Annotated in this window: 20 protein-coding genes, 3 tRNA genes and 4 pseudogenes; 17 read left to right on the top strand and 10 right to left on the bottom strand. The window is 55.8% G+C overall.

The genetic code is table 11. The features are described from left to right. Positions 1-61: 61 nt before the first annotated feature. Positions 62-1,696 carry a Na+/H+ antiporter gene (locus AB1E37_RS08535; protein ID WP_004148971.1) on the top strand — a complete coding sequence of 545 codons (1,635 nt, stop codon included), beginning with the start codon at positions 62-64 and terminating at the stop codon, positions 1,694-1,696. Positions 1,697-1,789: 93 nt separating this feature from the next. On the opposite strand, the gene AB1E37_RS08540 is transcribed toward AB1E37_RS08535, so the two are convergent. Then, positions 1,790-1,865, bottom strand: a tRNA-Asn gene (locus tag AB1E37_RS08540). Between the two features lie 330 nt (positions 1,866-2,195). Here AB1E37_RS08540 and nac point away from each other — a divergent pair. The 3 genes from nac (at position 2,196) to ldtA (ending at position 5,190) form a co-directional block, all read left to right on the top strand. Continuing rightward, positions 2,196-3,113 (top strand): nitrogen assimilation transcriptional regulator NAC, encoded by a 918-nt coding sequence (gene nac / locus AB1E37_RS08545; protein WP_002911729.1) that lies wholly within the window; start codon positions 2,196-2,198, stop codon positions 3,111-3,113. A 106-nt stretch (positions 3,114-3,219) separates the two neighbouring features. Further along, on the top strand, positions 3,220-4,170 hold the full coding sequence (gene cbl, locus AB1E37_RS08550) for an HTH-type transcriptional regulator Cbl (RefSeq protein WP_004175385.1): 951 nt from the start codon (positions 3,220-3,222) through the stop codon (positions 4,168-4,170). A gap of 78 nt (positions 4,171-4,248) precedes the next feature. Beyond that, positions 4,249-5,190 carry a L,D-transpeptidase gene (ldtA, locus tag AB1E37_RS08555; RefSeq protein WP_023287796.1) on the top strand — a complete coding sequence of 314 codons (942 nt, stop codon included), beginning with the start codon at positions 4,249-4,251 and terminating at the stop codon, positions 5,188-5,190. Between the two features lie 149 nt (positions 5,191-5,339). On the opposite strand, the pseudogene AB1E37_RS08560 reads toward ldtA, so the two are convergent. The 4 genes and pseudogenes from AB1E37_RS08560 to mtfA form a co-directional block, all read right to left on the bottom strand. Then, positions 5,340-5,537: pseudogene (locus AB1E37_RS08560) on the bottom strand (hypothetical protein); the annotation flags it as partial. A 30-nt stretch (positions 5,538-5,567) separates the two neighbouring features. Continuing rightward, positions 5,568-6,320: a LysR substrate-binding domain-containing protein gene (locus tag AB1E37_RS08565; RefSeq protein ID WP_014599202.1), complete on the bottom strand. Its 753-nt coding sequence runs from the start codon at positions 6,318-6,320 to the stop codon at positions 5,568-5,570. 352 nt (positions 6,321-6,672) lie between these two features. Next, a tRNA-Asn gene (locus AB1E37_RS08570) sits at positions 6,673-6,748 on the bottom strand. 100 nt (positions 6,749-6,848) lie between these two features. After that, positions 6,849-7,649 (bottom strand): DgsA anti-repressor MtfA, encoded by an 801-nt coding sequence (mtfA, locus tag AB1E37_RS08575; RefSeq protein WP_004227143.1) that lies wholly within the window; start codon positions 7,647-7,649, stop codon positions 6,849-6,851. 93 nt (positions 7,650-7,742) lie between these two features. Between mtfA and AB1E37_RS08580 the strand changes: the two genes are divergently transcribed. Then, positions 7,743-7,832, top strand: a tRNA-Ser gene (locus tag AB1E37_RS08580). 272 nt (positions 7,833-8,104) lie between these two features. Here AB1E37_RS08580 and ompC read toward each other — a convergent pair. Continuing rightward, positions 8,105-9,226 (bottom strand): porin OmpC, encoded by a 1,122-nt coding sequence (gene ompC / locus AB1E37_RS08585; RefSeq protein WP_022537179.1) that lies wholly within the window; start codon positions 9,224-9,226, stop codon positions 8,105-8,107. 564 nt (positions 9,227-9,790) lie between these two features. On the opposite strand from ompC, the gene drpB reads away from it, so the two are divergent. The 4 genes and pseudogenes from drpB (at position 9,791) to AB1E37_RS08605 (ending at position 12,778) form a co-directional block, all read left to right on the top strand. Beyond that, a complete protein-coding gene (drpB, locus tag AB1E37_RS08590) occupies positions 9,791-10,072 on the top strand; it encodes a cell division protein DrpB (RefSeq protein ID WP_004151461.1) in 282 nt (93 codons plus the stop codon). 42 nt (positions 10,073-10,114) lie between these two features. Further along, positions 10,115-10,823 (top strand): annotated as a pseudogene (locus AB1E37_RS08595) (phosphohydrolase). Between the two features lie 76 nt (positions 10,824-10,899). After that, positions 10,900-12,303, top strand: a complete 1,404-nt coding sequence (locus tag AB1E37_RS08600) for a DNA cytosine methyltransferase (RefSeq protein ID WP_367777066.1) — start codon at positions 10,900-10,902, stop codon at positions 12,301-12,303. After that, positions 12,284-12,778, top strand: a complete 495-nt coding sequence (locus AB1E37_RS08605) for a very short patch repair endonuclease (protein WP_004200342.1) — start codon at positions 12,284-12,286, stop codon at positions 12,776-12,778. The genes AB1E37_RS08600 and AB1E37_RS08605 overlap by 20 nt, the downstream gene beginning before the upstream one ends. Here AB1E37_RS08605 and yedA read toward each other — a convergent pair. After that, entirely contained in the window at positions 12,753-13,664 is a 912-nt protein-coding gene (yedA, locus tag AB1E37_RS08610) for a drug/metabolite exporter YedA (RefSeq protein WP_004899215.1), read from the bottom strand. The two genes, AB1E37_RS08605 and yedA, sit on opposite strands and share 26 nt — an antisense overlap. A gap of 183 nt (positions 13,665-13,847) precedes the next feature. On the opposite strand from yedA, the gene AB1E37_RS08615 reads away from it, so the two are divergent. Further along, positions 13,848-14,765 carry a DUF808 domain-containing protein gene (locus AB1E37_RS08615; protein WP_367777067.1) on the top strand — a complete coding sequence of 306 codons (918 nt, stop codon included), beginning with the start codon at positions 13,848-13,850 and terminating at the stop codon, positions 14,763-14,765. A 115-nt stretch (positions 14,766-14,880) separates the two neighbouring features. Next, positions 14,881-16,560: pseudogene (gene dgcQ / locus AB1E37_RS08620) on the top strand (cellulose biosynthesis regulator diguanylate cyclase DgcQ). A gap of 299 nt (positions 16,561-16,859) precedes the next feature. On the opposite strand, the gene AB1E37_RS08625 reads toward dgcQ, so the two are convergent. Beyond that, positions 16,860-17,081, bottom strand: a complete 222-nt coding sequence (locus tag AB1E37_RS08625; protein ID WP_004899210.1) for a YodD family protein — start codon at positions 17,079-17,081, stop codon at positions 16,860-16,862. Between the two features lie 133 nt (positions 17,082-17,214). On the opposite strand from AB1E37_RS08625, the gene dsrB reads away from it, so the two are divergent. Then, the gene (gene dsrB / locus AB1E37_RS08630; RefSeq protein WP_002911586.1) at positions 17,215-17,406 is read left to right on the top strand and encodes a protein DsrB; all 192 of its coding nucleotides are present in this window, start codon (positions 17,215-17,217) and stop codon (positions 17,404-17,406) included. A gap of 32 nt (positions 17,407-17,438) precedes the next feature. Here dsrB and rcsA read toward each other — a convergent pair whose 3' ends face one another. Continuing rightward, a complete protein-coding gene (gene rcsA / locus AB1E37_RS08635; protein ID WP_004180447.1) occupies positions 17,439-18,062 on the bottom strand; it encodes a transcriptional regulator RcsA in 624 nt (207 codons plus the stop codon). Positions 18,063-18,434: 372 nt separating this feature from the next. On the opposite strand from rcsA, the pseudogene yedD reads away from it, so the two are divergent. Next, positions 18,435-18,871: pseudogene (gene yedD, locus AB1E37_RS08640) on the top strand (lipoprotein YedD). Between the two features lie 41 nt (positions 18,872-18,912). Here yedD and amyA read toward each other — a convergent pair. Further along, on the bottom strand, positions 18,913-20,403 hold the full coding sequence (gene amyA / locus AB1E37_RS08645) for an alpha-amylase (protein WP_367777068.1): 1,491 nt from the start codon (positions 20,401-20,403) through the stop codon (positions 18,913-18,915). Between the two features lie 200 nt (positions 20,404-20,603). Here amyA and tcyJ point away from each other — a divergent pair, with 200 nt between their 5' ends. From tcyJ to tcyN, 4 genes are all read left to right on the top strand, one after another. Continuing rightward, positions 20,604-21,404 carry a cystine ABC transporter substrate-binding protein gene (tcyJ, locus tag AB1E37_RS08650; protein WP_032447690.1) on the top strand — a complete coding sequence of 267 codons (801 nt, stop codon included), beginning with the start codon at positions 20,604-20,606 and terminating at the stop codon, positions 21,402-21,404. 95 nt (positions 21,405-21,499) lie between these two features. Then, positions 21,500-22,486 (top strand): D-cysteine desulfhydrase, encoded by a 987-nt coding sequence (gene dcyD, locus AB1E37_RS08655; RefSeq protein ID WP_004141132.1) that lies wholly within the window; start codon positions 21,500-21,502, stop codon positions 22,484-22,486. Between the two features lie 15 nt (positions 22,487-22,501). Continuing rightward, on the top strand, positions 22,502-23,170 hold the full coding sequence (gene tcyL, locus AB1E37_RS08660) for a cystine ABC transporter permease (RefSeq protein WP_002911547.1): 669 nt from the start codon (positions 22,502-22,504) through the stop codon (positions 23,168-23,170). After that, positions 23,167-23,919, top strand: a complete 753-nt coding sequence (gene tcyN / locus AB1E37_RS08665; RefSeq protein ID WP_004151455.1) for an L-cystine ABC transporter ATP-binding protein TcyN — start codon at positions 23,167-23,169, stop codon at positions 23,917-23,919. The genes tcyL and tcyN overlap by 4 nt, the downstream gene beginning before the upstream one ends. Positions 23,920-23,932: the final 13 nt, after the last annotated feature.

Below are 23,932 nucleotides of genomic sequence, written 5' to 3' on the forward strand. Positions count from 1 at the left end.
TGCGAAAAAGGATTAACAGTCTGATGTACAGAATGAATATTGCCGTCAGAGGAGGGGATGAATGTCGCTAATTGCTATCGTGCTGGTCTTTATCATGGCCATCGTGGTGACCGTGTTCCTGTCCCATCTTCTGCCCGTTAAAGTGCCGCTACCGCTGATCCAAATCGCCGCGGGCGCCGCGCTGGCCGCCAGTGGCTTTCAGGTCGATTTTGACCCGCATATTTTTTTACTGCTGTTTATCCCGCCGCTGCTGTTCCTCGATGGCTGGCGCATCCCCAAAGACGCTTTTTTCCGCGATATGAAGCCGATTTTATCGCTGGCGATAGGCCTGGTGATGGTGACTATTCTCGGTATTGGCCTGTTTATTCACTGGCTGATCCCGGCTATCACCGTGGCGGCAGGGTTCGCTCTCGCGGCTATTCTGTCGCCTACCGATCCGGTGGCGGTATCGGCAATGACCGCCAGCTCGCCGCTTCCCTCAAGGATGGCGCATATTCTCGAAGGGGAGTCGCTGTTAAATGATGCATCAGGGCTCGTCGCCTTTAATTTCGCCATCGCCGCGGTGCTGACCGGCAGCTTCTCCCCGGGAGACGCGGTGGTGAAATTTTTCCTGATGGCCTTCGGGGGCATCCTCAGTGGCCTCGTGGTGGTGTGGGTCACCGGCAAATGTAATAACTTTCTGGTTCGGCGCACCCGCGAGGAGCCAGCCATCCAGATCCTGATCAGCCTGCTTATCCCTTTCGCCGCCTACCTGCTGGCCGAAGCGTTCCATGTCTCGGGCATTCTTGCCGCCGTCGCCGCCGGCATTGCGATGCATTATGAGCAGCTGTCGGGGCCCCGGCTTCCGGCGACGCGCATGAAAAGCAGCGCGGTATGGTCCATGCTGCAGACCACCCTCAACGGGATGATCTTTCTGATGCTGGGCGAGCAGCTGCCGCGCATGCTCAGGACGCTGCCGGCGGTAGCCAGCCAGGCCGGCGTCTCTTCGCCCTGGTATCTGCTGCTGTACGCCGTGGCCATCACCCTGGCGCTCGGTCTGATGCGCTTCGCCTGGGTATGGCTGTCGATGAAGCTGACAATTTTTCGCCGCAAACGTCGAGGCAAGGCCATCACCGTCCGTCCACGCTTCAGTATCCTCGCCGTCATGGCGCTGGCGGGAGTGAAGGGCTCTGTGACCCTCGCCGGTATTCTGACGCTACCGGTGGTGCTGGCAGATGGTTCGCCGTTCCCGGGCCGTGAACTACTGATCTTTCTTTCGATGGCGGTGATCCTGATGTCGCTGGTGGTGGCGGCTATCGGTTTGCCGTTTATGACTCGTTATCTTGCCGATGATCTACCGCATGACACCGGTAAGGACGACATTGGCGCCGTGATGACCGAGGTGGCCATTAACCGTCTTAACGCGCTACTGGACGAGCCGGTGGAGGATCCCAGTGAGCAGGCCCTGCGGGCCGATGCCGGCAATATGCTGCTCGAAACCTATCAGCGGCGGCTTCACTATAACGACAATGACGAGGGGCAGGATGTCGGGCTGGAGCTGGCTAAGCGCGCCAGGCTGGAGAAATATATGCAACGAGAGGTCATTATCGCCCAGCGTCAGGAGCTGTTCCGGCTGCGCCGCGCCCATAACATCAGCGATATCACTTTTTATGAGGTGCTGCGGGAGATAGATCTGAAGGAAGAGAGTTTACGCTAAAGCCGCAATCGCCGGAGGGTGGCCATTCGCCTTCCGGCAGAAGTACCGGCGCTGAAAAGCAAAAAGCCTGCTCGAAAGCAGGCTTTTTAAATTTGGCTCCTCTGACTGGACTCGAACCAGTGACATACGGATTAACAGTCCGCCGTTCTACCGACTGAACTACAGAGGAATCGTGTGAACGGGGCGCATATTAACGATGCCATCCGGCCTTGTCAAAGCCTGATTCAAAGAATTGCGTTCGACTGCTGACAATTTCAGCAATCGCCACCCATGCGCTGTTTTTTTCACCATGTTGCACCGTTGTAGTGCGAATGTACCCCTAATGGGGCATACCACAATCTGCTTACCGGGCAAATAAAAACCGAATTGCTATCACTATCCCTTATAACACTGCCTGCGGCGGGCGACAGCCGAGGAAATGCAAAGCTGGCAAGCAAATTGCAAAAGCCAGTGCATCATACTCCCAGCGTTGACGCTGGCGTTCCTTACAGGAGGCAAAATGAACTTAAGACGACTGAAATATTTTGTGAAAATCGTCGATATCGGCAGTCTGACCCAGGCCGCTGAAGTCTTGCATATCGCCCAACCGGCCCTCAGCCAACAGGTCGCGACCCTGGAAGGTGAAATGGACCAGCAGTTGCTGATACGCACCAAGCGAGGGGTCACGCCAACGGAAGCCGGTAAAATTCTCTACACCCATGCGCGCACTATCCTGCGCCAGTGCGAGCAGGCGCAGCTGGCGGTCAATAACGTCGGCCAGACGCTGCGTGGTCAGGTGTCGATCGGCCTGGCGCCGGGCACCGCGGCCTCCGCCATTACCATGCCGTTGCTGCAAACGGTGCGCAATGAGTTGCCCGAGGTGATGGTCTATCTGCAGGAGAGCAGCGGCACAGCGCTGAATGACAAGCTGCTGGCGGGCCAGCTGGATATGGCGGTGCTCTATGAGCGTTCGCCGGTGGCAGGCATCGTCAGCCAGCCGCTGCTGAAAGAAGACCTTTACCTGGTCGGCACCCGCGACTGCCCGGGGCAGAGCGTGGATCTCACGGCGGTGGCGGAGATGAACCTGTTCCTGCCGCGCGATTACAGCGCAGTGCGGGCGCGGGTCACCGAGGCATTCACCCTGCGTCGTCTGTCGGCGAAAATTATCGGCGAGATCGAATCCATCACCACCCTGACCGCGGCCATCGCCAGCGGCATGGGGGCGACGGTGTTACCGGAATCCGCTGCTCGTTCCCTGTGCGGGGCGGCGAACGGCTGGATGGCGCGGATCAGCACGCCTTCAATGAGCCTGTCGCTGTCGCTGAACATGTCGGCTCGCGGCAGTCTGTCGCCGCAGGCGCAGGCGGTGAAAGAGATCCTGCTGTCTCTGGTGAGCCGCCCATCGCTGGAAAACCGTGAACTGCAGCTGGTCAGTTAGGGTATATTCTCTTAAGGAATAAGTTGCTGGTTTTTATTATTTGTTACCTGGGACAACAGACTTTAACAATAGCAGATACGTTAAGTCCATTGGCCCGGAGGAAAGGGTGAACTTCCAGCAGCTGAAAATTATCCGTGAGGCGGCCCGTCAGGATTACAACCTGACGGAAGTCGCGAATATGCTCTATACCTCGCAGTCAGGCGTCAGTCGCCATATCCGGGAACTGGAAGAGGAGCTGGGGATTGAGATCTTTATCCGCCGCGGTAAACGCCTGTTAGGCATGACCGAGCCGGGTAAAGCGCTGTTATCGATTGCCGAGCGGATCCTCAATGAAGCCAGTAACGTTCGGCGGCTGGCGGATCTCTTCACTAACGATGCGTCAGGCGTCTTAACTATCGCCACCACCCATACTCAGGCGCGCTACAGCCTGCCGCCGGTCATTAAAGCTTTCCGCGAGCTGTTCTCAGATGTTCGCGTCGAGCTGGTGCAGGGTACCCCGCAGGAAATCGAAGCGCTGCTGCATAACGGCGGAGCGGATATCGGCATCGCCAGCGAGCGCCTGAGCAACGATCCGACGCTGGCGGCTTTCCCCTGGTTCCGCTGGCATCACAGCCTGCTGGTGCCGAAGGATCATCCTTTGACGCAGGTTTCTCCCCTGACGCTGGAGGCGATCGCCCGCTGGCCGTTAATCACCTACCGCCAGGGGATCACTGGCCGTTCGCGCATTGATGAGGCGTTCAACCGCAAGGGGTTGATGCCGGATATCGTGCTGAGCGCGCAGGATTCCGATGTGATCAAGACCTATGTGGAGCTGGGGCTGGGCGTCGGGCTGGTCGCCGAGCAGTCCGGTGATGCCCGGGAAGCGGACACCTTTACGCGTCTTGATACCCGCCATCTGTTCGATGCCAATACCGTGTGGTTGGGACTGAAGCGGGGCCAGCTGCAGCGGAATTACGTTTGGCGCTTTATCGAATTGTGCAATGCCGGACTGTCGCTGGATGAGATTAAGCGTCAGGCGATGGAGCCGGAAGAGGTCGCAATCGACTATCAGATTTAAGTCATTGTGGGTCAGCGGATCGAGGCGAGGAAATAACGCTATAATTCACACACGAGAGTCGCGACTGAGGAAGGGAAAATGACGATGCGGCGTGTGAAATTACTCTATACGGCGCTGATGCTGCTTGCCAGCCACGGCGCGCTGGCCGTCAGCTATCCGCTGCCGCCGGAGGGGAGCCGTTTGGTGGGCAGCGCATTTACCATTGCCGTTCCGGACAATAACACCCAGCCGCTGGAAAGTTTTGCCGCCCAGTACGGCCAGGGGTTAAGCAATATGCTGGAAGCCAACCCCGGGGTCGATGTCTATTTGCCACGCTCCGGTTCGACGCTGACTATTCCGCAACAGCTGATCCTGCCCGACACCGTGCGCGAAGGGATCGTGATCAACGTTGCCGAAATGCGTCTCTATTATTACCCGCCGCTGGGCAATAGCGTCGAAGTCCTGCCAATCGGCATTGGTCAGGCGGGACGCGAAACGCCGCGTAACTGGGTGACGGCAGTAGAGCGTAAGCAGGAAGGCCCCACCTGGGTGCCAACCGCCAATACCCGCCGCGAGTATGCGAAAGAGGGCAAAACGCTGCCGGCGATGGTGCCCCCCGGGCCCGATAATCCGATGGGGCTGTATGCGATCTACATCGGCAGGCTCTACGCCATCCACGGTACCAATGCCAACTTTGGTATCGGGCTGCGCGTCAGCCAGGGATGCATCCGCCTGCGCAATGACGATATTAAATTCCTGTTTGATAACGTGCCGGTTGGGACGCGGGTTCAGCTGATCGATCAGCCGGTGAAGTACAGCGTGGAGCCGGACGGCAGTCACTGGCTGGAGGTGCACGAGCCGCTGTCGCGCAACCGCGCGGAGTTTGAATCCGACAGAAAAGTCCCCTTGCCGATGACCTCGGCGCTGCGCGACTTTACCCAGGGGCCGGGAGTGAGCCCTGCCCAGGTCGAGCAGACCCTGCAGCGCCGCTCCGGCATGCCGGTGAATATCAGCGCCACAGCGGCGCAGGGAAGTTTGTAGCGGGTCGTTTAGTCTGATTAACGGCTATTGTAAGAAGGCTCTTTTGCTGACGATGCATTCAACGTTGTTGGGAATAAGGATCGGGAAACCGATCCTTAACTTATCAATAGTGGCTGTGATGGCGTTTTAATGAGGGCGCCAGGAGATGCTCAGGAGGGGATGATAAAGTCTGCAAATATGCCTATGGACTTAATCTTGTTACTGAGGATTTTTTTTGGGCTGCCATTGTCCATGAAAGCGAAGATCCCCTTTATGATAGCCATTATCCAGAATATAAGACGGATGAGTTCTGCTGAATCCCTATTGTCAAAACACGCCTGACCACAGTCACTACCGCTGAACCCCATCGCCGCTGATAAGCGAATCAGGGGATGGCGTCACTGATTGTTGGCAATGGGGACATGCTGCAGCATCACTTCAACGATCCAGTCAATAAAAACGCGCAGCTTGGCGTTGGCATGGCGGTTCGGTGGAAACGCCAGGTACAGAGGCATTGGGCTAATCCGCCATTGTGTAAATAATGGAATCAAAGCGCTAACGGCCTGATGCGCTGCCGCCATATAGTTGGGCAGCGCAATCACGCCTAAGCCAACTAACCCAGCTTCGAGGTAAGCATTGCCATCATCCACGGCAAGTACGTAGTTGCCCGTGATTTCAATACGTTCATTCTCACTGCACAGTACCAAAGGATCAATCTTACTGGTGCGTGAGGACAAGAATCCCACTATGCAATGGTCAGTATTTTGCAGCTCGCGCGGGTGTGCGGGAGCGCCAAGGCGTTCCACATAGCTGGGGGCGACGTAGACGCCGATTTGCAAATCGCCGACATGGCGTGCGATTAGGTACTGGTCGGTGATTTGACCTCCGCGCAGAACGCAATCCACGTTGTCGCCGATCAGATCCACTACCCGGTCGCTCACACCCATGTCGATCTGGATATCAGGGTAGCGGGCGTGGAAAGCCGGAAGCGCCGGCACCAGAATAAGGCGGGCCAGCGGACTCGGTACATCCACCCGTAGCCGTCCCCTGGGCGTCATCGCCGCACTGGACAGGCTGTTTTCAGCATCCTCCATGTCTGCTACGCAGCGGCAGACCCAGCGGTTACCGCCGGATCGAAAGTCTGTAGCCATAAGGTTGGGAGCAGCATCGCTGCTTTTCACCTGCGGGGATCACATACGGAACCTTGGACGGTACCTACGGTACGATGCTGCTTATACCCGCTGGCGGAGAGATGTCAGAAGCGGCGGTGTTGCCGATCTTTTTTGGAACCGCGCATTATTGCCTTACACCCAGGTATGGTCCGGCACGGTTAAACCGCCTTTATTTAAGCCTTTGCGGGAGCGTGGGGCTCACGGCCGTTCAGCTTGCCTCATAGCAAGAAAATAGCACCTACACCAGGATAAGATTGCATGTTTGGGGAGCGGAGAGGATCACGAAAAGCAAAAATCCCGCTCAGGTTTCCCTGAGCGGGATTTTTAAATTTGGCTCCTCTGACTGGACTCGAACCAGTGACATACGGATTAACAGTCCGCCGTTCTACCGACTGAACTACAGAGGAATCGTGTGAGCGAGGCGCATACTACTGGCCTCGCATTTTTGTGTCAACACTAAAATTAACCTGCTGATTCAAATGGCTAAATTTAGCTCAACACGTTGTTTTAGTGAACAATGCGCCGATCGCCTTCGTCCTGCAGGCCATTCTCACGTCTACGCGCCAGCGGATCCTGGCGGTAAAAGTGGCAAAAACGCTGCCACAGGGCCGGGAAGCGAGGCGCGAACAGTTCAGGCGCACTGAAAAAATATTCCGAGAGGACAGCAAAGCATTCTGCGGGATCGGTGGCGGCATAGGCGTCAATACTGGCGGCGCTTTCGCCTACCAGATCTATCTCATCCTGAATGTTGTTCATCGCGGCGTGGAGATCGTGCTCCCAGCCGGCAACTTCACGCAACGGGATAAGCGGCACGCCGCTGGCCCGGTCGCCGTTCCGCGTATCAAGCTTATGCGCCACTTCATGCACCACAAGGTTAAAGCCTGACGCATCAAAAGAGTCTTGAATATCCAGCCAGTTCAGCACTACAGGACCCTGTTGCCAGCTTTGTCCCGACTGTACCACCCGCTGGTTGTGGACCAGACCAATATCATCCTCCCATTCATCATCGACGATGAAAGGGGCAGGGTAGATCAGCACTTCATGGAAGCCATCCAGCCACTCAATGCCCAGCTCAAGCACCGGCAGACAAAAGAGCATAGCAATGCGCGCCTGATGCAGCGGGGTCAGCTCCAGCCCCTGCAATGCCACCAGCCGCTTTTGCTGTAAAAAACGGGCAGCCATCTGCGTGAGCTTGTGCTGCTCAGTGGACGAAAGATGGGCTAAAACCGGAATGGCAAGCGCTTGCTCCCAGGGCATCTCTGCGTTGCCGGACTCATCATCTGCTTTCCAGGGCCATTTAAACATCATATTGCTCGCAAAGTCGTCACTTGAACACAATTACCGAAACGGGAGCTATTAAAATGCCAAAGATCCTGGCATTATAGCAACCATCACAGCGGCGGAGAGATGCCGGAGCGGCTGAACGGACCGGTCTCGAAAACCGGAGTAGGGGCAACTCTACCGGGGGTTCAAATCCCCCTCTCTCCGCCACTTTTCTTGCTCTAACCTTCCCTTCAATAACACCGTTAGCTTCAGGTATAACGCCTGCGCTGGGGTATCACCATCATCATCGTCCTGGTTTCAGCGTAGAGTCGCGGTAGCGCGCTTTATCCTTTTGGCACCTTATCGCCGCTTTTAGCCCGAACGAGCTTAAACGCATCATAAAGAGGGAAGGTACGCCTGGAAAGCGGCAATGTCGAAAAGAGTGATCTCAACGGAGCGGGAACATAAAAAAGCCCGCTGAACGCGGGCTTTGACGGGGATCAGAACTGATAGACCAGGCCGAGGGCGACGATATCATCGGTCGCGATACCGCTGTTTTTGTAGAAGCGGTCGTCTTCATCCAGCAGGTTAATTTTATAATCCACATAGGTGGACATATTTTTGTTGAAGTAGTAGGTCATGCCCACGTCGACATACTTGACCAGATCCTTGTCGCCGTAGCGAGAATAGGCGTAGAGATCTTTACCCTTCGACTGCAGATAGGCCACGGACGGACGCAGCGGTAAATTAAAGTCGTCGAACTGATACTGCGCGACCACTTCGAAGTTCTGCGTTTTGTTGGCAATTCCGCCAAAACTATCGTTGCCATAGAAGGTCATGTTGCGGGTCTCAGCATACATGGCGGCCAGATAGATGTTATTGGCGTCATATTTCGCGCCGACGGTCCAGGCATCGGCTTTATCGCCGTTGGCATAACGCTGGCTGCTACGCGCGGCCGCCAGCTGGTTATGGGTACGGTCAGAAGACGAATACGCTGCCCCGAAGCTGATGCCCATATCGAGATCGTAGTAGCTGGAGATACCAAAACCGTCGCCATTTTCCCGCGCCAGCTTACGTTTCCCACCGTTATTAGTGCCTTCGCCAGAACCGGCGTTTTCATTATTACCCTGATACTGCAGGGCGAAATGCAGGCCGTCGACGAGGCCGAAGAAATCGCTGTTACGGTAGGTGGCCACGCCGTTAGTACGGCCGGTCATGTAAACGTCGGTCTGGGTGTAGGTATCGCCGCCGAATTCCGGCAGCATATCGGTCCAGGATTCAATGTCGTAGACCACGCCGTAGTTCCGGCCATAGTCCAGCGACCCGCAGTCGGCAAACTTCAGGCCGGCAAAGCCGAGACGGGTCCAGGAGTTCGCGCCTTCTTTTTCGCTGGTGTTCGCCTGAATGTTGTATTCCCACTGACCGTAGCCGGTTAACTCGGAAGTAATCTGCGTTTCGCCTTTCAGACCAAAGCGAACATAGGTCTGGTCGCCGTCCTCTGAAGCGTCGTCAGAGAAGTAATGCAGGCCGTCAACTTTCCCGTAGAGGTCCAGTTTATTACCGTTTTTGTTATAGATTTCGGCGGCATTAGCGGCGCTAGCCATTAATAATGCCGGAACCATGAGTGCCAGTACTTTTTTCTTTTCATTATATATTCCCTTTTAATAATAATTTCTATGAATTATGACAATCCCTCCGGAATGACGATCCGATACTAACGACTAAGTTCATCTTTATTTAAAATAAAATATGTAAATAAATAATGTTAAACATTTCAAAATATTTCTAAGTGGTTCTTTATATTAAATTTTGATGTTTGTGCAAAATTAATTATTTTCTTATATAGCAATGCTTTATTGTGTATTTGGTAGGTTGTTGTTAATTTTATGAAATAAATTGCACAAATAATAATCAAGCACATTATTCATTATGGGAATTTATTTTGTGTGAATGTAAATATCCAGGGGATTATCAACCCAGCTTGCGATAATTAAGGAATGAATAGCTTTAAGCGTACGGGAGATAATAAGGACATCTCTTCAGCCTGTGCGCATTGGCAGCATAAGTCGCGAGAAGGCGCAGAAGACGAAGATGAAACTGCTGCCTGTGACGCAGGTTAGCGGTATAATGTGATGCGTGTCACGTTTTGAGTGACAATAGTCTGTTGTGTCACGGAGAGGAATGAGATGGAAGAGCAGGCAAAACGCAGCCCGGGAGGGAAACTTGCGCTCTGGGCGTTGTATGCTTTTTGCGGATATTGTGTCTGGGTCATTGTGCGTTACTGGTGGGTAGTGGGAAAAATTCACAGCGTTCCCGGCGCCAGCGTGGAGGGTGATTTTGGAACAACGGCCGGGAAATGGCTTGGCGCCCTGTTGGGCATGCTGGTCCTCGGCGGCATTGGCTCTATTCTCGGCGCGGTCGTCTGGTATACGCGTCCATCCCGCGGCGAGCAGGATCATCAGCGCTAAAATTGCTATGCTCGAGGCTGACCCTCAGATAAAGGAAAGCCTATGGACCTGGTTGACTGGCAGCAACGATTTGAGCGCTGGATACTGACGCACCATGCGCAGGATGACGCCGCACACGATCTGTCCCATTTTCGTCGCGTCTGGGCGACCGCCACTCAGCTGGCCGCGGGGGAGGAAAGTCGACCGGCTGGTACTCCTCACGGCCTGCTATTTTCATGACATCGTCAGCTTGCCAAAAAATCATCCGGAGCGAAGTCGATCCTCGATGATGGCCGCCGAGAAAACCCTCGCCATTCTGCAGTCGGCCTTTGCTGATTTTCCTGCGGATCGTTACCCGGCGGTCAGCCATGCCATCGAGGCGCACAGCTTCAGCGCGGCGATCCCACCGCGCACGCTGGAGGCGAAAATAGTTCAGGATGCCGATCGACTCGAGTCGCTGGGAGCCATTGGTCTGGCGAGGGTCTTCGCTGTCGCCGGCGCCCTGAATACCATCTTGTTTGATGCCGAAGATCCTTTTGCTGATCGGCGGGCGCTGGATGACCGCAAATATGCCCTCGACCATTTCCAGTGCAAACTTCTGCGCCTGCCGGAAACCATGCAAACTGATAAGGGGAAAGCGATGGCGCAGCATAATGCCCGTTTTCTCGTCGAATTTATGGCTAAGCTCAGCGCGGAGCTGCAGGGGGAGCCGCTGGCGCTGGATGAAGCGGTTTTGCGCCGCTTTGCACCGCAGGCGTCAACCGACCGGTGATTTATGGTACTCTCTGCCAAAATCGTCCGCGTTGGTTGAGGATATGCCGCAAAAGTTAAGCAAGGAACACAGGTCGTTGTCGTTGGCTGAACAGGCCGGGGAAGACGCTGAGGCGCTGCTGCGTCAGCTGATGACGATCTACGATGTAAAAACGCTGGTTGCCGAACTGGTGAGCGTCGGCGAACAGCACTGGAGCGCGGCGATCCTCAAGCGCGTGGCGGCGCTTGGCCGCGCGGCGGAGCGTTTGCGCCCGCAGGAAGTTGCTCATCTGGCGACGCTCCTGCCTTCGCCGCCGGCCCATCATCCGCACTATGGGTTCCGTTTTATCGATCTGTTTGCCGGTATTGGTGGGATCCGCAGTGGTTTTGAAGCCATCGGCGGGCAGTGCGTTTTCACCAGCGAGTGGAACAAGCACGCGGTACGCACCTATAAGGCCAACTGGTACTGTGATCCGCAGCAGCACCGTTTTAATGAAGATATCCGCGATATTACCCTCAGCCAACGCTCTGACGTTAGCGACGAGGAGGCGGCGCGGCATATTCGCGAATCTATCCCTCAGCATGATGTGCTGCTGGCTGGCTTCCCCTGCCAGCCTTTCTCGCTTGCCGGCGTCTCTAAGAAAAATGCGATGGGCCGTGCGCATGGCTTTGCCTGCGAAACCCAGGGAACGCTGTTTTTTGACGTGGTGAGAATTATCGCGGCTCGTCAGCCAGCGATTTTTGTGCTGGAGAATGTCAAAAACCTCAAAAGCCACGATCAGGGGCGCACCTTCCGTATCATCATGCAGACGCTGGATGAGCTGGGATATGAAGTAGCTGACGCGGGGCATACCGGGCCGGATGACCCGAAGGTGATTGACGGGCGCCATTTCTTGCCTCAGCACCGGGAGCGCATCGTGCTGGTGGGTTTCCGTCGCGATCTGCAGCTGCATGCTGGATTTACGCTGCGCGACATCGCGGCGCAGTACCCGGCGGTGCGGCCAACATTTGGCGAGCTACTGGAGCCGACGGTCGATGCGAAATTTATTCTTACGCCGGTGCTGTGGAAATATCTTTATCGTTATGCCCGTAAGCATCAGGCGCGGGGTAATGGCTTTGGTTATGGCCTGGTTGACCCCGCCAATCCCCACAGCGTGGCCCGGACGCTTTCTGCCCGCTACTATAAAGATGGTGCCGCCGAAATTCTCGTCGATCGCGGCTGGGACCGGCCGATCGGTGAGAAGCATTTTGACGATCCGCTGAATCAACAGCGGCGGCCTCGCCGGTTGACGCCGCGCGAATGCGCCCGGCTGATGGGCTTTGAATCCCCGCAGGGGGCGCGTTTTCGCATCCCGGTATCGGATACGCAGGCCTATCGTCAGTTTGGCAACTCGGTGGTGGTTCCGGTCTTCGCCGCGGTGGCGAAACTCCTGGCGCCGCGCATCGCTCAGGCGGTGGCGCGCCGCGAAGCGGATGATAATGATGGCGGATGTTCACGATAAAGCGACGCGCAGTAAAAATATGCGGGCGATCGCCACGCGCGATACGGCGATTGAAAAGCGGATAGCGGCGCTGCTGACCGGGGCGGGATTCACCTTTGTCGCCCAGGATCGCGCGCTGCCGGGACGTCCCGATTTCACTTTACCCGACTACCGCTGCGTTATCTTTACTCACGGCTGTTTCTGGCATCACCATGACTGCTATCTGTTTAAGGTGCCGGCCACCCGCACGGCATTCTGGCTGGACAAAATCGCCGGTAACGTGGCGCGCGACGCCCGCGACCGGCAAAAGCTGGCCGAAGAGGGCTGGCGGGTATTAATCATCTGGGAATGCGCCCTGCGCGGGCGCCTTAGGCTGAGTGATGCGGCGCTCACCGAGCGTCTGGAAGAGTGGATCTGCGGCGCCGGACACGACGCGCAGATCGATACGCAGGGGATCCGCGAACTGACGACTACTTCGACGCCTTACAAGGAGTAGCCTCGCTGCGGACTGGGAAGAGATATTTCCCCAGCGTCACCAGCACTACGGCGAAAATAATCACCGCCAGCGCCAGCCACTCAATGAGCGACAGGCTCTCGCCGCCGAACCCAGTACCGAGGAGCACCGCGACCACCGGATTAACATAGGCGTAGCTGGTGGCGACCGCCGGGGTGACATTGCGGATTAAAAACATGTAGGCGTTAATGGCAATCAGCGAGCCAAAGATGGCCAGATAGGCCAGGGCGGCCATCCCGGACCAGGAAGGGACGCGGGTTAAGGTTTCACCGCTCAGCCATGAGGCCACCAGCAGGACGATCCCGGCGGCGAGCATCTCGATTGCCCCCGCCATCATGCCGGTCGGCAGTACGATTCGCGAACCGTAAACCGAGCCGAAGGCCCAGCTTAGGGAACCAATCAGGATCAGCAGTGCGCCCCAGGGGTTGCCGTTCAGGTTGCCTCCGCTGTTGAGCATCACGATACCCGCAAGGCCAATGGCAATGCCCAGCCACTCCAGTTTACGGGTGGCGATGCCGAAAAAGCGGCTGAAGCATAAGGTGAACAGCGGTACGGTGGCGACCATCACCGCCGCGATGCCGGAGGGGACGTGCTGATGTTCAGCCAGCGTCACGAAGCCGTTGCCAACCGCAAGCAGCAAGACCCCGATCAGCGCAGCGTTAAGCAGCGGACGACGCGCCGGTAGCTTATGGCCGGTGGCCAGTAGCCACCCCAGCAACAGCACGCCGGCAGCGAGAAAACGAATGCCGGCCATCATTAGCGGCGGCCAGCTGGCGACCCCGACGGCGATAGCGAAATAGGTAGAGCCCCAGATGATATACAGCGCAAACAGCGCCCCGATGAGCGGTAAAAGCTGACGGGTAGACATACTTCCTCACGACGGTGCAGAGATAGAAAGGGGACATATAGTAAACGTGAAAACTATCGTGCTGGCGAGTGGTTAATTTGCGTCAGGTTGTTAAATTTATATTGACTAATTGTACCTTGGGCACCGGCCGTTTTTTAACGCATACTCGAGGGAGACATTGATGAAAAGAGAAGGAAAATCATTTTGGCAGGAAGTAGTCTTTTAACATTACTTGATGATATCGCCACGCTGCTGGACGATATTTCCGTGATGGGCAAGGTAGCGGCGAAAAAAAAAACGGCGGGGGTGCTGGGCGACGATTTGTCTCTCAATGCCCAACAGGTTACCGGCGTGCGGGCGAATCGCGAGTTGCCCGTGGTCTGGGGAGTGGCGAAAGGGTCGTTCGTTAACAAAGTGATCCTCGTGCCACTGGCTTTGTTGATCAGCGCCTTCATCCCCTGGGCGATTACGCCATTGTTGATGCTGGGCGGCGCGTTTCTCTGTTTCGAAGGGGTGGAGAAGGTACTGCACAGTCTGGAAGCGCGGAAACACAAAGAGGATCCTGAACGGCGGCAGCAGCGTCTCGCCGCGCTGGCGGAGCGCGATCCGCTGGCCTTTGAGCGTGACAAAGTAAAAGGCGCGATTCGCACCGATTTTATTTTGTCCGCGGAAATTGTCGCCATTACCCTCGGCATCGTGGCGGAAGCTCCGCTGCTTAACCAGATCCTTATTCTCTCGGGGATTGCGATTCTGGTCACTATCGGGGTGTATGGCCTGGTGGGGGTGATCGTCAAGCTGGACGACATGGGTTACTGGCTGGCGGAAAAACGTAGTGCGCTGGCGCAGTGGCTGGGTAAAGGGCTCCTGGCCGTCGCTCCCCGCCTGATGAAGGTGTTGTCCATCGTCGGGACGCTGGCCATGTTCCTCGTCGGCGGGGGGATAGTCGTTCACGGTATTGCGCCGCTGCATCATGCCATCGAGCACTGGAGCGCGGGGTTGGGTGGGGTGATGGCCTCCACGCTGCCGGTCGTCGCCAACCTGGTGCTGGGTTTTATCATCGGCGCGGTGGTGCTGGCGGGCGTTAAGGCGGTGAGCAGCAGCCTGCGTGGCGCTGGAAAGTAGCATGGCGAAACGCAGCGTAACGGCGCCGCGTGTTCTACCCTGAAAACGCCCCGGGTATCGACAGAGACCGGGGCGCTGACGCCGCGAGGTTTGCGCAACGTATTGCGAGAGAAAGATGGATAAGCCACTGCGGTTGAAGTTAAAAAAGTGCTACCACCTGGCTCGCCCGGCGCATGTGGTTAACGCTTGTTTTATCGCAGTGCTGTTTTTCTCCACGCTGCTGATCTGGCGTGAAATCAATGTCCTGGAAGAGGCCTACGTGGCCAACCAGCGTAACAATCTGGCTAACGTCGCTCATGAAATGGATGGGCTGTTGCAGTTCAACATCGACAGAATGATGTTTTTTCGCCATGGGATGCAGGCGGCGCTCGAACAGCCGCTTGATATCGATGTATTGCGTAAGGCCAGCCAACGCTATCTGAGCCAGCGCCATCAGCAGGCCTGGCGGGTGGCGCTACCGAATCGGCGTACGCTGCCGGTGTTTGGCATCTCAGGCAGCGTCGCTGGTCACAACCCTATCCTGCTGGTGGACGATCCGCTGGCGGCTGATGAACTAATGGCGACGCTCGAGCTGGGTTATCTGCTAAATCTGACGCAGCACGATCGCGATTTCGCCGAGCGGATGCAGTATATCTCTCGTAGCGGCTTTTTTTTTACCTCGACCCTGCCGCTGCGGGATGAGTCGCAGGTGATAACGCACTATTCCCAAGCCCTCGGCGCTCCGTGGTTTACCCGCCAGACCCAGCGAAATAATCCGGGGCGAGGCGTTATCTGGCAAACCTTTCCTGACGATGACCCGCAGCTGGAAGAGCAGGTGGTCACCGCTTCGATACCGTTGGATTTTGCCGGTTACTGGCGCGGCGTGCTGGCGATGGATTTCTCAGTCAGTGAAATCAAAGCGTTTTTGGTTAGCGCCATGCAGGGGGGACAAGAGGGAGAGTACCAACTTTATGATAGCCATTTGAACCTGCTGGCTTCTTCCACGCCGGGGGGAATGTCCTGACCCTGCTGTCGCCGCGCGAGCAGGAGCTGCTGAGCCGCGCGTTTGTCCATGATAACCAGGGAGGGCTGCGTCTGCTGACGCGCTATATCAGCTGGGCCAAACTGCGCAATTTTGACGGCGTGCTGCTGCGGATCCACACTCTGCGGGAAGGCGTCCGCGGGAACTTTGGCACCATCACCATCGCCCTGACCCTGATGTGGGTCCTCTTCACCTTGATGCTGTTGCTCTCCTGGTGATCCGCAGCATGGTCCGCAACATGAGCGTTCTGCAAACCTCTCTGGAGTGGCAGGCATGGCATGATGCCTTGACCCGCCTGCTCAATCGCGGGGCGCTGTTTGAACAGGCGATGGCGGTAGCCAGCGACTGCCAGCGCAGCGGACGGCCGCTGGCGGTGATCCAACTCGATCTGGAGCATTTTAAGCACATCAACGATCGCTATGGTCATCAGGCGGGGGACAGGGTGCTGTCGATGGTGGCAGTACGCTGTCCAGCGCGGTTCGGCAGGGCGATCTGCTGGGCAGAGTGGGCGGAGAAGAGTTTTGTATCGTGATGCCGAATACCACCCTGCAGGAAGCGGCGGCGGTGGCGGAGCGATTGCGCCAGCGTATCCAGGGACGGGAAGTCTTTTTGCATAACAACGTGACGCTGCGGGTTAGCGCCTCGTTAGGGGTGAGCGCCAGCGAAGAGCGGGGGGAGTATCAGTTTGAAGCGCTGCAGTCGGTGGCCGATGGGCGACTCTATCTGGCCAAGCAAAATGGGCGTAACCAGGTCTGTTTTCGCAGCGCAGCGTGAGTAAAACGTTTCGATGCCGATTGGCAAAATGAGAATTATCTTAAAGTGATCGCAGGCGTTCGCGCTATCGAATGAAACCGGTTTGCAGCTAAGCCTTCTCACATCAGCCTTGCAGCCCGATAAGTCACCAGGCGCCAACATTCTCAATATTTTGCGTCATGAATATCTCTTGTCATGCAAAATAATTGAGGATAATGTTTCAACGCATCGGATTTCCCGGTGTAACGAATTTTCAAGTGCTTCTTGCATTAGCAAGTTTGATCCCGACTCCTGCGAGTCGGGATTTTTTTCGCCTGCCGCTAACGGTTGGCTTCACTGGCGCTGAAATCGTGAATATCGAGTTCGAATGCCTCCGCCAGCTCACGCCAGGTATGTGACCCGCGGCCATCAATGCTGGCGCGCTGCGGGTCGTCCAGCGTGCGATGGACTTCGCTTTCGCTGATCTCATTAATTGCCGCCAGCAGGGCATCTACGTTGACGTCAAGGTCGTCCCCGCTCTGGCCTGTTAATTGGTGCTTCATCATTACCCCCTCGCTGAGCGTCGCTCAAGCCTCTCTAAGTATAGTCGGTCTAAAAAAGCGCCAGTCACGTGCCGCGACGCTGCGAGTTGCGTGGTTTTGTTCTACACTGGCTGAAAATATAGAGGAGATGATTATGCAGGTGAACGATCGTGTCACGGTGAAGACCGACGGTGGCCCACGTCGATCGGGGGTAGTGCTGGCGATTGAGTCGTTTAGTGAAGGAACGATGTATCTGGTTTCACTGGAAGACTATCCTCTGGGGATCTGGTTTTTTAATGAAATAGGCCACCCGGATGGGATTTTCGTGGAAAAAGAGGTCTCGTAAAACTGAACTGGCGGGAGCGCCGCCAGTTTGTTTCAGCGCATATTTACCTGAATACCGGAGGTGATGTTTTCGGTCAGCCGAACGATATGATAAATCACCTGCTTATTATGCGTTTGTATTTTCTTTTTAATATTGCCTTTATGCGACGATACCGTCTTCGCTTTGATGTTCATTTGCGTTGAGATTTGCGAAGTACCATGCCCGGCCATCCACATTTGCAGCATATTTGATTCTGTTTTACTCAGTGACAATGTCGGTAAAGTTAACTGCCCTACACTGGTGTTTTTGTATTTAAGATAATTAACCAGAATAACATCAAGGTCTTTTGGGGTTATCGATTTTGAACTGATTAGCAGATTCTTCCGTACCCGCAAATAGCGGTCAAAATGGATGTTCGCCAGCGACATAAAGATAACAAACAGCGTCGCCGGGTTTTGCGTAATGATCTGGCGAATAATGCCATTACTTTCATCATCATGCACGAAACAGTCTTCATTCAGAAACACCACCGCCGGGCAACACGACGTACAGTGTTTCTGCAGATCCGCAGCATTGTTGACCTCAACGATTTCCTGTTTTTTAATTCCCCGACTGGTCAGATATCCCGTCAATCCCAACCGGGTATAGCTGCACAAATCCATAATCATCGTTGACATGACCCATCCTCAATCAACACGTAACGATATACACTTCGCACTGGCTGTGCGAAGCAGTCCTTGCGGGCGATAATAATAGTAGGTTTAGAAAGAACCCATTAGCTCCATTAAACTATTCCGCATCTATGCATATAATTTGCCAGGAAAACTCTTAAAGTAAAGTCAAGAACCGGTAGTGTGACCGAATTAAAAACAAAAAGTGCCCATAGATGCTATGGTTACGCGCCCAGTATTATTTTACTTTCAGAATTTCCTTACTTCAAATGAAACCCACGTTAGCGGTTGCTGGCTTGCTCGCTTATCCCTTTGCGGTGGGGGTGGAAGGCTTAACGCTTTAATGCCACAATACTTTTTTATCGGCTTGTGGGATGAATGATGAAAAAGTTATTTTTTGCTGGCATGGTGGTGGCGCTGGCCGGTTGCGTACAGGTTGATCGTTATGAGGACGTGGTTAAAGCGCCGGCGCCGGCTGTCCTTGCAGGTTTCTGGCAAACGAAAGGGCCGCAGAGCGCGATGATGAGTCCTGACGCCATTGCCAGCCTGATTGTCACCAAAGAAGGGGACACCTTCGACTGCCGCCAGTGGCAGCGCGTGATTGCGCAGCCGGGGAAACTGATGAATCGTGACAGTGAGATTTACAACGTGACCGCTTCCCTGGACATCTATCCTGTCGAGCGCGCGAGGGCAACACGATCTCCTACGATCGGATGACGTTGTCCCGTGTTGAACGTCTCACTCCGGAGTGCGAGAAGGCGTGGGTCAAAGCGCGAGCGACGGGGCCCGTCAGCGCGCCGGCCTCGACGCGCTGAGATTTTGGCGGGCCATAGCTGGCCCGCCCGGCGTCAGGGAACTACAGCACCTCCTCTAATACCCACACGCTCACGCTCCCCCCGTTACAAGTAAAGGTCGCGCAGCCTTCGCCATCGGTTTCGACAATCTCTTCCCGGTTACCGAGAAAATCCCGCCAGCGTTTGTAGCCATAGTTTTCGCCCAGCGTCAGCGTCTTTTCGCCCTCATCGCCATTGGACATGATCACCACGCAGCCTGGATCGTCGTCAGTACCGCTACGACTAAAGGCGATGCAGTTAGGATGATCGAACCAAAGGGTTTGCACGCCATGGGCAAAACGCTGACGGGCGTCGATCAGCTCGTGGAGTTGTTCGATAACGGGCATCTCAATGGCATATGTCTCTCCGTCGCCGCCGGTATCCTCATAGGAAGCGCCGAAGAGATCGGCATAAAAGACCGAGGGCACGCCATTCTCCCGCAGCAGGATCAGCGCATAGGCGAGGGGCTTGAACCAGGGTTCAACCGGCGCCTCGAGGGCCTGCAGCGGCTGCGTATCATGATTGGTGACCAGAGTGACGGCATGGAAAGGGTCGGCTTCGACCAGCGTCCCGCTGAAAATCTGGCTCATGTCATAATCGCGGCCCTGGCGCGACGCTTCATGAAATTTCATCTGCAGTGGGGCATCAAACAGCATCGTTTTGCCCTCGACCAGGTCGATATACTGCTGGAGCTTCTCCACTTCATGGGACCAGTATTCCGCTACAATAAACAGCGGCTGCGGGGCCACCTCCTGAACATGCTCGATCCACGCTTTATAAAACCAGGCGGGGATATGCTTGACCGCGTCAAGACGAAAACCGTCGCAGCCGGTCTGCTCCATTACCCAGCGCGCGCCCCAGTATTTGATCTCCTCGGTCACTGCATGATTGCGGAAATCGATATTGGCGCCCATCAGATAGTCAAAGTTGCCGAGCTCATCATCGACCTGTTCATTCCAGCCTTCGCCGGTGTAATCGTTGACGATTTTAAACACACCGTCTTCCGTCGGGTTCTCGATGTGGTCAATGCCGCTAAAACATTTGTAGTCCCAGACAAACTGCGAATACTGTCCGGCGCGCACCGGGAAGGTGTAGCGCGTCCATGCCTCGCACTCAATGATCTCCTCGTCAATTTGCGTACGATCCTGCTCATCGACGCGCTGAACGCGCAGAGCCTCTTTTTCATCAGCGCCCATTTTATGGTTGACCACCACATCCAGCAGTACGGCGATATTGTGCTCCTTCAGGGCGTTGATCGCCGCCAGCAACTGCGCTTTGTCGCCATATTTGGTGGCGACAGACCCTTTTTGATCAAACTCGCCGAGGTCAAAGAGATCGTAGGTATCATAGCCGACGGAGTAACCGCCCGAGGCGCCTTTGTAGGCGGGTGGCAACCAGACCATATTGATGCCGATTTCATTCAGGCTGGGCGCCAGCGCTTCGACCTCAGGCCACAGCTCGCCGCCGGTGGGGTAGTACCAGTGAAAACATTGCAATAAGGTGGGGTTTTTCATCTTCCATGCTCCAGACGTCAACAGGCTGACCTTTGCAGTATGGGAGATATCCAGCAAAAAGGGTGAGGAAAGCCCTGATTTTCGCTATACCCTAAAGCGGATCATATATAATAAATTTGCATAAGATGTAGCGTAACGATGTTGGTGTCAGGGCGTTAAGCGCCTTACACTACAGGAAAATCCTAACCTTCGGGGTATCTATGAAATTAGCACTTCTGGGTCGTCAGGCGATGATGGGCGCGATGGCCGTTGTTTTGATGGCTGGCGTCAGCGTGAAAACTTTTGCGGCGGAAAACCTGCTCAATCAGATTAAAGAGCGCGGCACCCTACGCGTGGGCCTCGAAGGCACCTACCCTCCCTTTAGTTTCCAGGGGGATGACGGCAAGCTGACCGGGTTTGAAGTGGAATTCGCTAACGAACTGGCGAAACATCTTGGCGTGAAGGCCGATCTCAAACCGACCAAGTGGGACGGTATGCTGGCCTCGCTGGACTCCAAGCGTATCGACGTGGTGATTAACCAGGTCACTATCTCTGACGAACGTAAGAAGAAATACGATTTCTCCACCCCATATACCGTCTCCGGCGTGCAGGCGCTGGTGAAGAAGGGTAACGAAGGCGCGATTAAAACCGCGGCGGATCTGAAAGGCAAGAAAGTGGGCGTCGGACTGGGCACTAACTATGAAGAGTGGCTGCGTCAGAATGTCCAGGGCGTGGATGTCCGTACCTATGATGACGATCCCACCAAATACCAGGATCTGCGTGTAGGCCGTATTGACGCCATTCTGGTAGACCGTCTGGCGGCGTTGGATCTGGTGAAGAAAACCAACAATACGCTGGCGGTAACCGGCGAAGCCTTCTCTCGTCAGGAAGCTGGCGTTGCGCTGCGTAAAGGCAACGACGACCTGCTGAAAGCGGTAGATGGCGCGATTGCAGACATGCAGAAAGATGGCAGCCTGAAGGCGCTGTCCGAGAAATGGTTTGGCGTTGACGTGACGAAATAACGGACAGCGGTGAAAAAAGGCGCTCCTGGAAGCGCCTTTTTTTATTTAGCGCGTAACTGTGTGCATAATGAAGCATAACTGAGTCAGGAGGGGCCATGTCACTGCAAAACTTAACCCGCTTTCCGCGCCTGGAATTGATCGGCGCGCCGACGCCGCTGGAGTATCTCCCGCGTCTGTCCGATCACCTTGGGCGCGAAATTTTTATTAAACGTGATGATACGACGCCGCTGGCGATGGGGGGCAACAAACTGCGTAAGCTGGAGTTTCTCGCCGCCGATGCGCTGCGCGAGGGCGCGGATACCTTAATCACCGCCGGCGCGATCCAGTCTAACCATGTGCGTCAGACGGCGGCAGTCGCTGCGAAACTGGGACTGCATTGCGTGGCGCTACTGGAAAATCCCATCGGCACCCGGGCGGAGAACTATCTGAGCAATGGCAACCGTCTGCTGCTGGATCTCTTTAACACCCAGGTTGAGATGTGTGATGCCCTGACCGATCCCGCCGCGCAGCTCGATGAGCTGGCGACCCGCATTGAGGCGCAGGGGTATCGTCCGTATGTTATTCCGGTCGGCGGCTCCAATGCCCTCGGCGCGTTAGGCTATGTGGAAAGCGCACTGGAAATCAGCCAGCAGTGCGAAGACGCGGTGGCGATCTCGTCAGTCGTGGTCGCCTCCGGCAGCGCCGGCACCCATGCCGGATTGGCGGTCGGCCTTGAACAGCTGATGCCGCAGGCGGAACTGATTGGGGTGACCGTGTCGCGCTCGGTCGCTGACCAGTTGCCGAAAGTGGAGGCGCTGCAGCAGGCCGTGGCCAACAGTCTCGAGCTACAGGCGAAGGCTGAAATTATACTGTGGGATGACTACTTTGCCCCAGGATACGGTACGCCAAACGAAGATGGGATGGCCGCCGTGAAGCTGCTGGCGCAGCTGGAAGGTATTTTGCTCGACCCGGTCTATACCGGCAAAGCGATGGCTGGGCTTATCGACGGCATCACGCAGAAGCGCTTTAAGGATGAAGGGCCGATACTGTTCGTCCACACCGGCGGAGCGCCGGCGCTGTTTGCCTATCATCCTCACCTCTAATACAGAAACGACAGCATGCAAGAAAGTATCCAACTGGTCATTGATTCCGCCCCTTTTCTGCTGAAAGGGGCCGTCTTTACGCTGCAGCTGAGCATTGGCGGGATGTTTTTCGGCCTGGTGCTGGGCTTTATCCTGGCGCTGATGCGCATGTCGCCAGTCTGGCCGGTAAAATGGCTGGCGCGCATGTATATCTCCATTTTCCGCGGCACGCCGCTTATCGCCCAGCTGTTTATGATCTACTACGGCTTGCCGCAGTTCGGCATTGAGCTTGACCCGATCCCGGCGGCGATGATCGGCCTGTCGTTGAATACTGCGGCCTATGCGGCGGAAACGCTGCGCGCGGCCATCGCCTCGATTGATAAAGGGCAATGGGAAGCGGCGGCCAGTATCGGTATGACGCCCTGGCAGACGATGCGTCGGGCCATTTTACCCCAGGCGGCGCGGGTCGCTTTGCCGCCGCTGTCGAACAGTTTTATCAGCCTGGTAAAAGATACCTCGCTGGCGGCAACGATCCAGGTGCCGGAGCTGTTCCGTCAGGCGCAGCTAATCACCTCGCGAACCCTGGAGGTCTTCACCATGTATCTGGCGGCCTCCCTGATCTACTGGGTAATGGCGACAGTGCTCTCCTCGCTGCAGAATTATTTTGAAAACCAGCTGAACCGCCAGGAGCGTGATCCGAAATGAGTGCGATAGAAGTGAAAAGCCTGGTAAAAAAATTCCATGGCCAGACGGTGCTCCATGGTATCGACCTGGAGGTACAGAAAGGGGAAGTGGTGGCGATCATCGGCCCCAGCGGCTCGGGCAAAACCACCCTGCTGCGTAGCATCAACCTGCTGGAGCAACCGGAGAGCGGCACTATCCGCGTCGGCGATGTGACGATCGACGCCGGTCGCAGCCTCGGGCCGCAGAAAGGGCTCATTCGCCAGCTGCGCCAGCACGTCGGCTTTGTCTTCCAGAACTTTAATCTGTTTCCCCACCGTACGGTGCTGGAGAACATTATTGAAGGGCCGGTCATCGTAAAAGGTGAAGATAAGCAGGAGTCCATGGCGCGGGCGCGCGAACTGCTGGCGAAGGTGGGGCTCAGCGGAAAAGAGAATAGCTATCCGCGCCGTCTCTCCGGCGGGCAGCAGCAGCGAGTGGCTATTGCCCGCGCGCTGGCTATGCGTCCGGACGTGATCCTGTTTGATGAACCCACCTCGGCTCTCGATCCTGAGTTGGTGGGGGAGGTGCTCAACACCATCCGTCAGCTGGCGCAGGAAAAACGCACCATGGTGATCGTGACCCATGAAATGAGTTTCGCCCGCGACGTAGCCGATCGGGCGATATTTATGGATCAGGGACGCATTGTCGAACAAGGCGAGGCAAAAGCGTTGTTCGCTTCGCCCCAGCAGCCGCGTACCCGTCAGTTCCTTGAAAAATTCCTGATGCAGTAAAGCATGGGCTGGC

It is taken from the genome of Klebsiella sp. Shm-1 (genome assembly GCF_040804525.1).
Lineage (GTDB): Bacteria > Pseudomonadota > Gammaproteobacteria > Enterobacterales > Enterobacteriaceae > Klebsiella > Klebsiella pneumoniae.

Bases quoted from the DNA above. Each gene is read 5' to 3' on its own strand.
- drpB (WP_004151461.1), top strand. From the start codon at position 9,791: ATGGAAGAGCAGGCAAAACGCAGCCCGGGAGGGAAACTTGCGCTCTGG.
- nac (WP_002911729.1), top strand. From the start codon at position 2,196: ATGAACTTAAGACGACTGAAATATTTTGTGAAAATCGTCGATATCGGC.
- AB1E37_RS08625 (WP_004899210.1), bottom strand. From the start codon at position 17,081: ATGAAGCACCAATTAACAGGCCAGAGCGGGGACGACCTTGACGTCAAC.
- AB1E37_RS08535 (WP_004148971.1), top strand. From the start codon at position 62: ATGTCGCTAATTGCTATCGTGCTGGTCTTTATCATGGCCATCGTGGTG.
- rcsA (WP_004180447.1), bottom strand. From the start codon at position 18,062: ATGTCAACGATGATTATGGATTTGTGCAGCTATACCCGGTTGGGATTG.
- tcyL (WP_002911547.1), top strand. From the start codon at position 22,502: ATGCAAGAAAGTATCCAACTGGTCATTGATTCCGCCCCTTTTCTGCTG.
- tcyN (WP_004151455.1), top strand. From the start codon at position 23,167: ATGAGTGCGATAGAAGTGAAAAGCCTGGTAAAAAAATTCCATGGCCAG.
- AB1E37_RS08605 (WP_004200342.1), top strand. From the start codon at position 12,284: ATGGCGGATGTTCACGATAAAGCGACGCGCAGTAAAAATATGCGGGCG.
- ompC (WP_022537179.1), bottom strand. From the start codon at position 9,226: ATGGTTCCGGCATTATTAATGGCTAGCGCCGCTAATGCCGCCGAAATC.
- yedA (WP_004899215.1), bottom strand. From the start codon at position 13,664: ATGTCTACCCGTCAGCTTTTACCGCTCATCGGGGCGCTGTTTGCGCTG.
- dsrB (WP_002911586.1), top strand. From the start codon at position 17,215: ATGCAGGTGAACGATCGTGTCACGGTGAAGACCGACGGTGGCCCACGT.
- dcyD (WP_004141132.1), top strand. From the start codon at position 21,500: ATGTCACTGCAAAACTTAACCCGCTTTCCGCGCCTGGAATTGATCGGC.
- ldtA (WP_023287796.1), top strand. From the start codon at position 4,249: ATGACGATGCGGCGTGTGAAATTACTCTATACGGCGCTGATGCTGCTT.
- tcyJ (WP_032447690.1), top strand. From the start codon at position 20,604: ATGAAATTAGCACTTCTGGGTCGTCAGGCGATGATGGGCGCGATGGCC.
- amyA (WP_367777068.1), bottom strand. From the start codon at position 20,403: ATGAAAAACCCCACCTTATTGCAATGTTTTCACTGGTACTACCCCACC.
- mtfA (WP_004227143.1), bottom strand. From the start codon at position 7,649: ATGATGTTTAAATGGCCCTGGAAAGCAGATGATGAGTCCGGCAACGCA.
- AB1E37_RS08565 (WP_014599202.1), bottom strand. From the start codon at position 6,320: ATGGCTACAGACTTTCGATCCGGCGGTAACCGCTGGGTCTGCCGCTGC.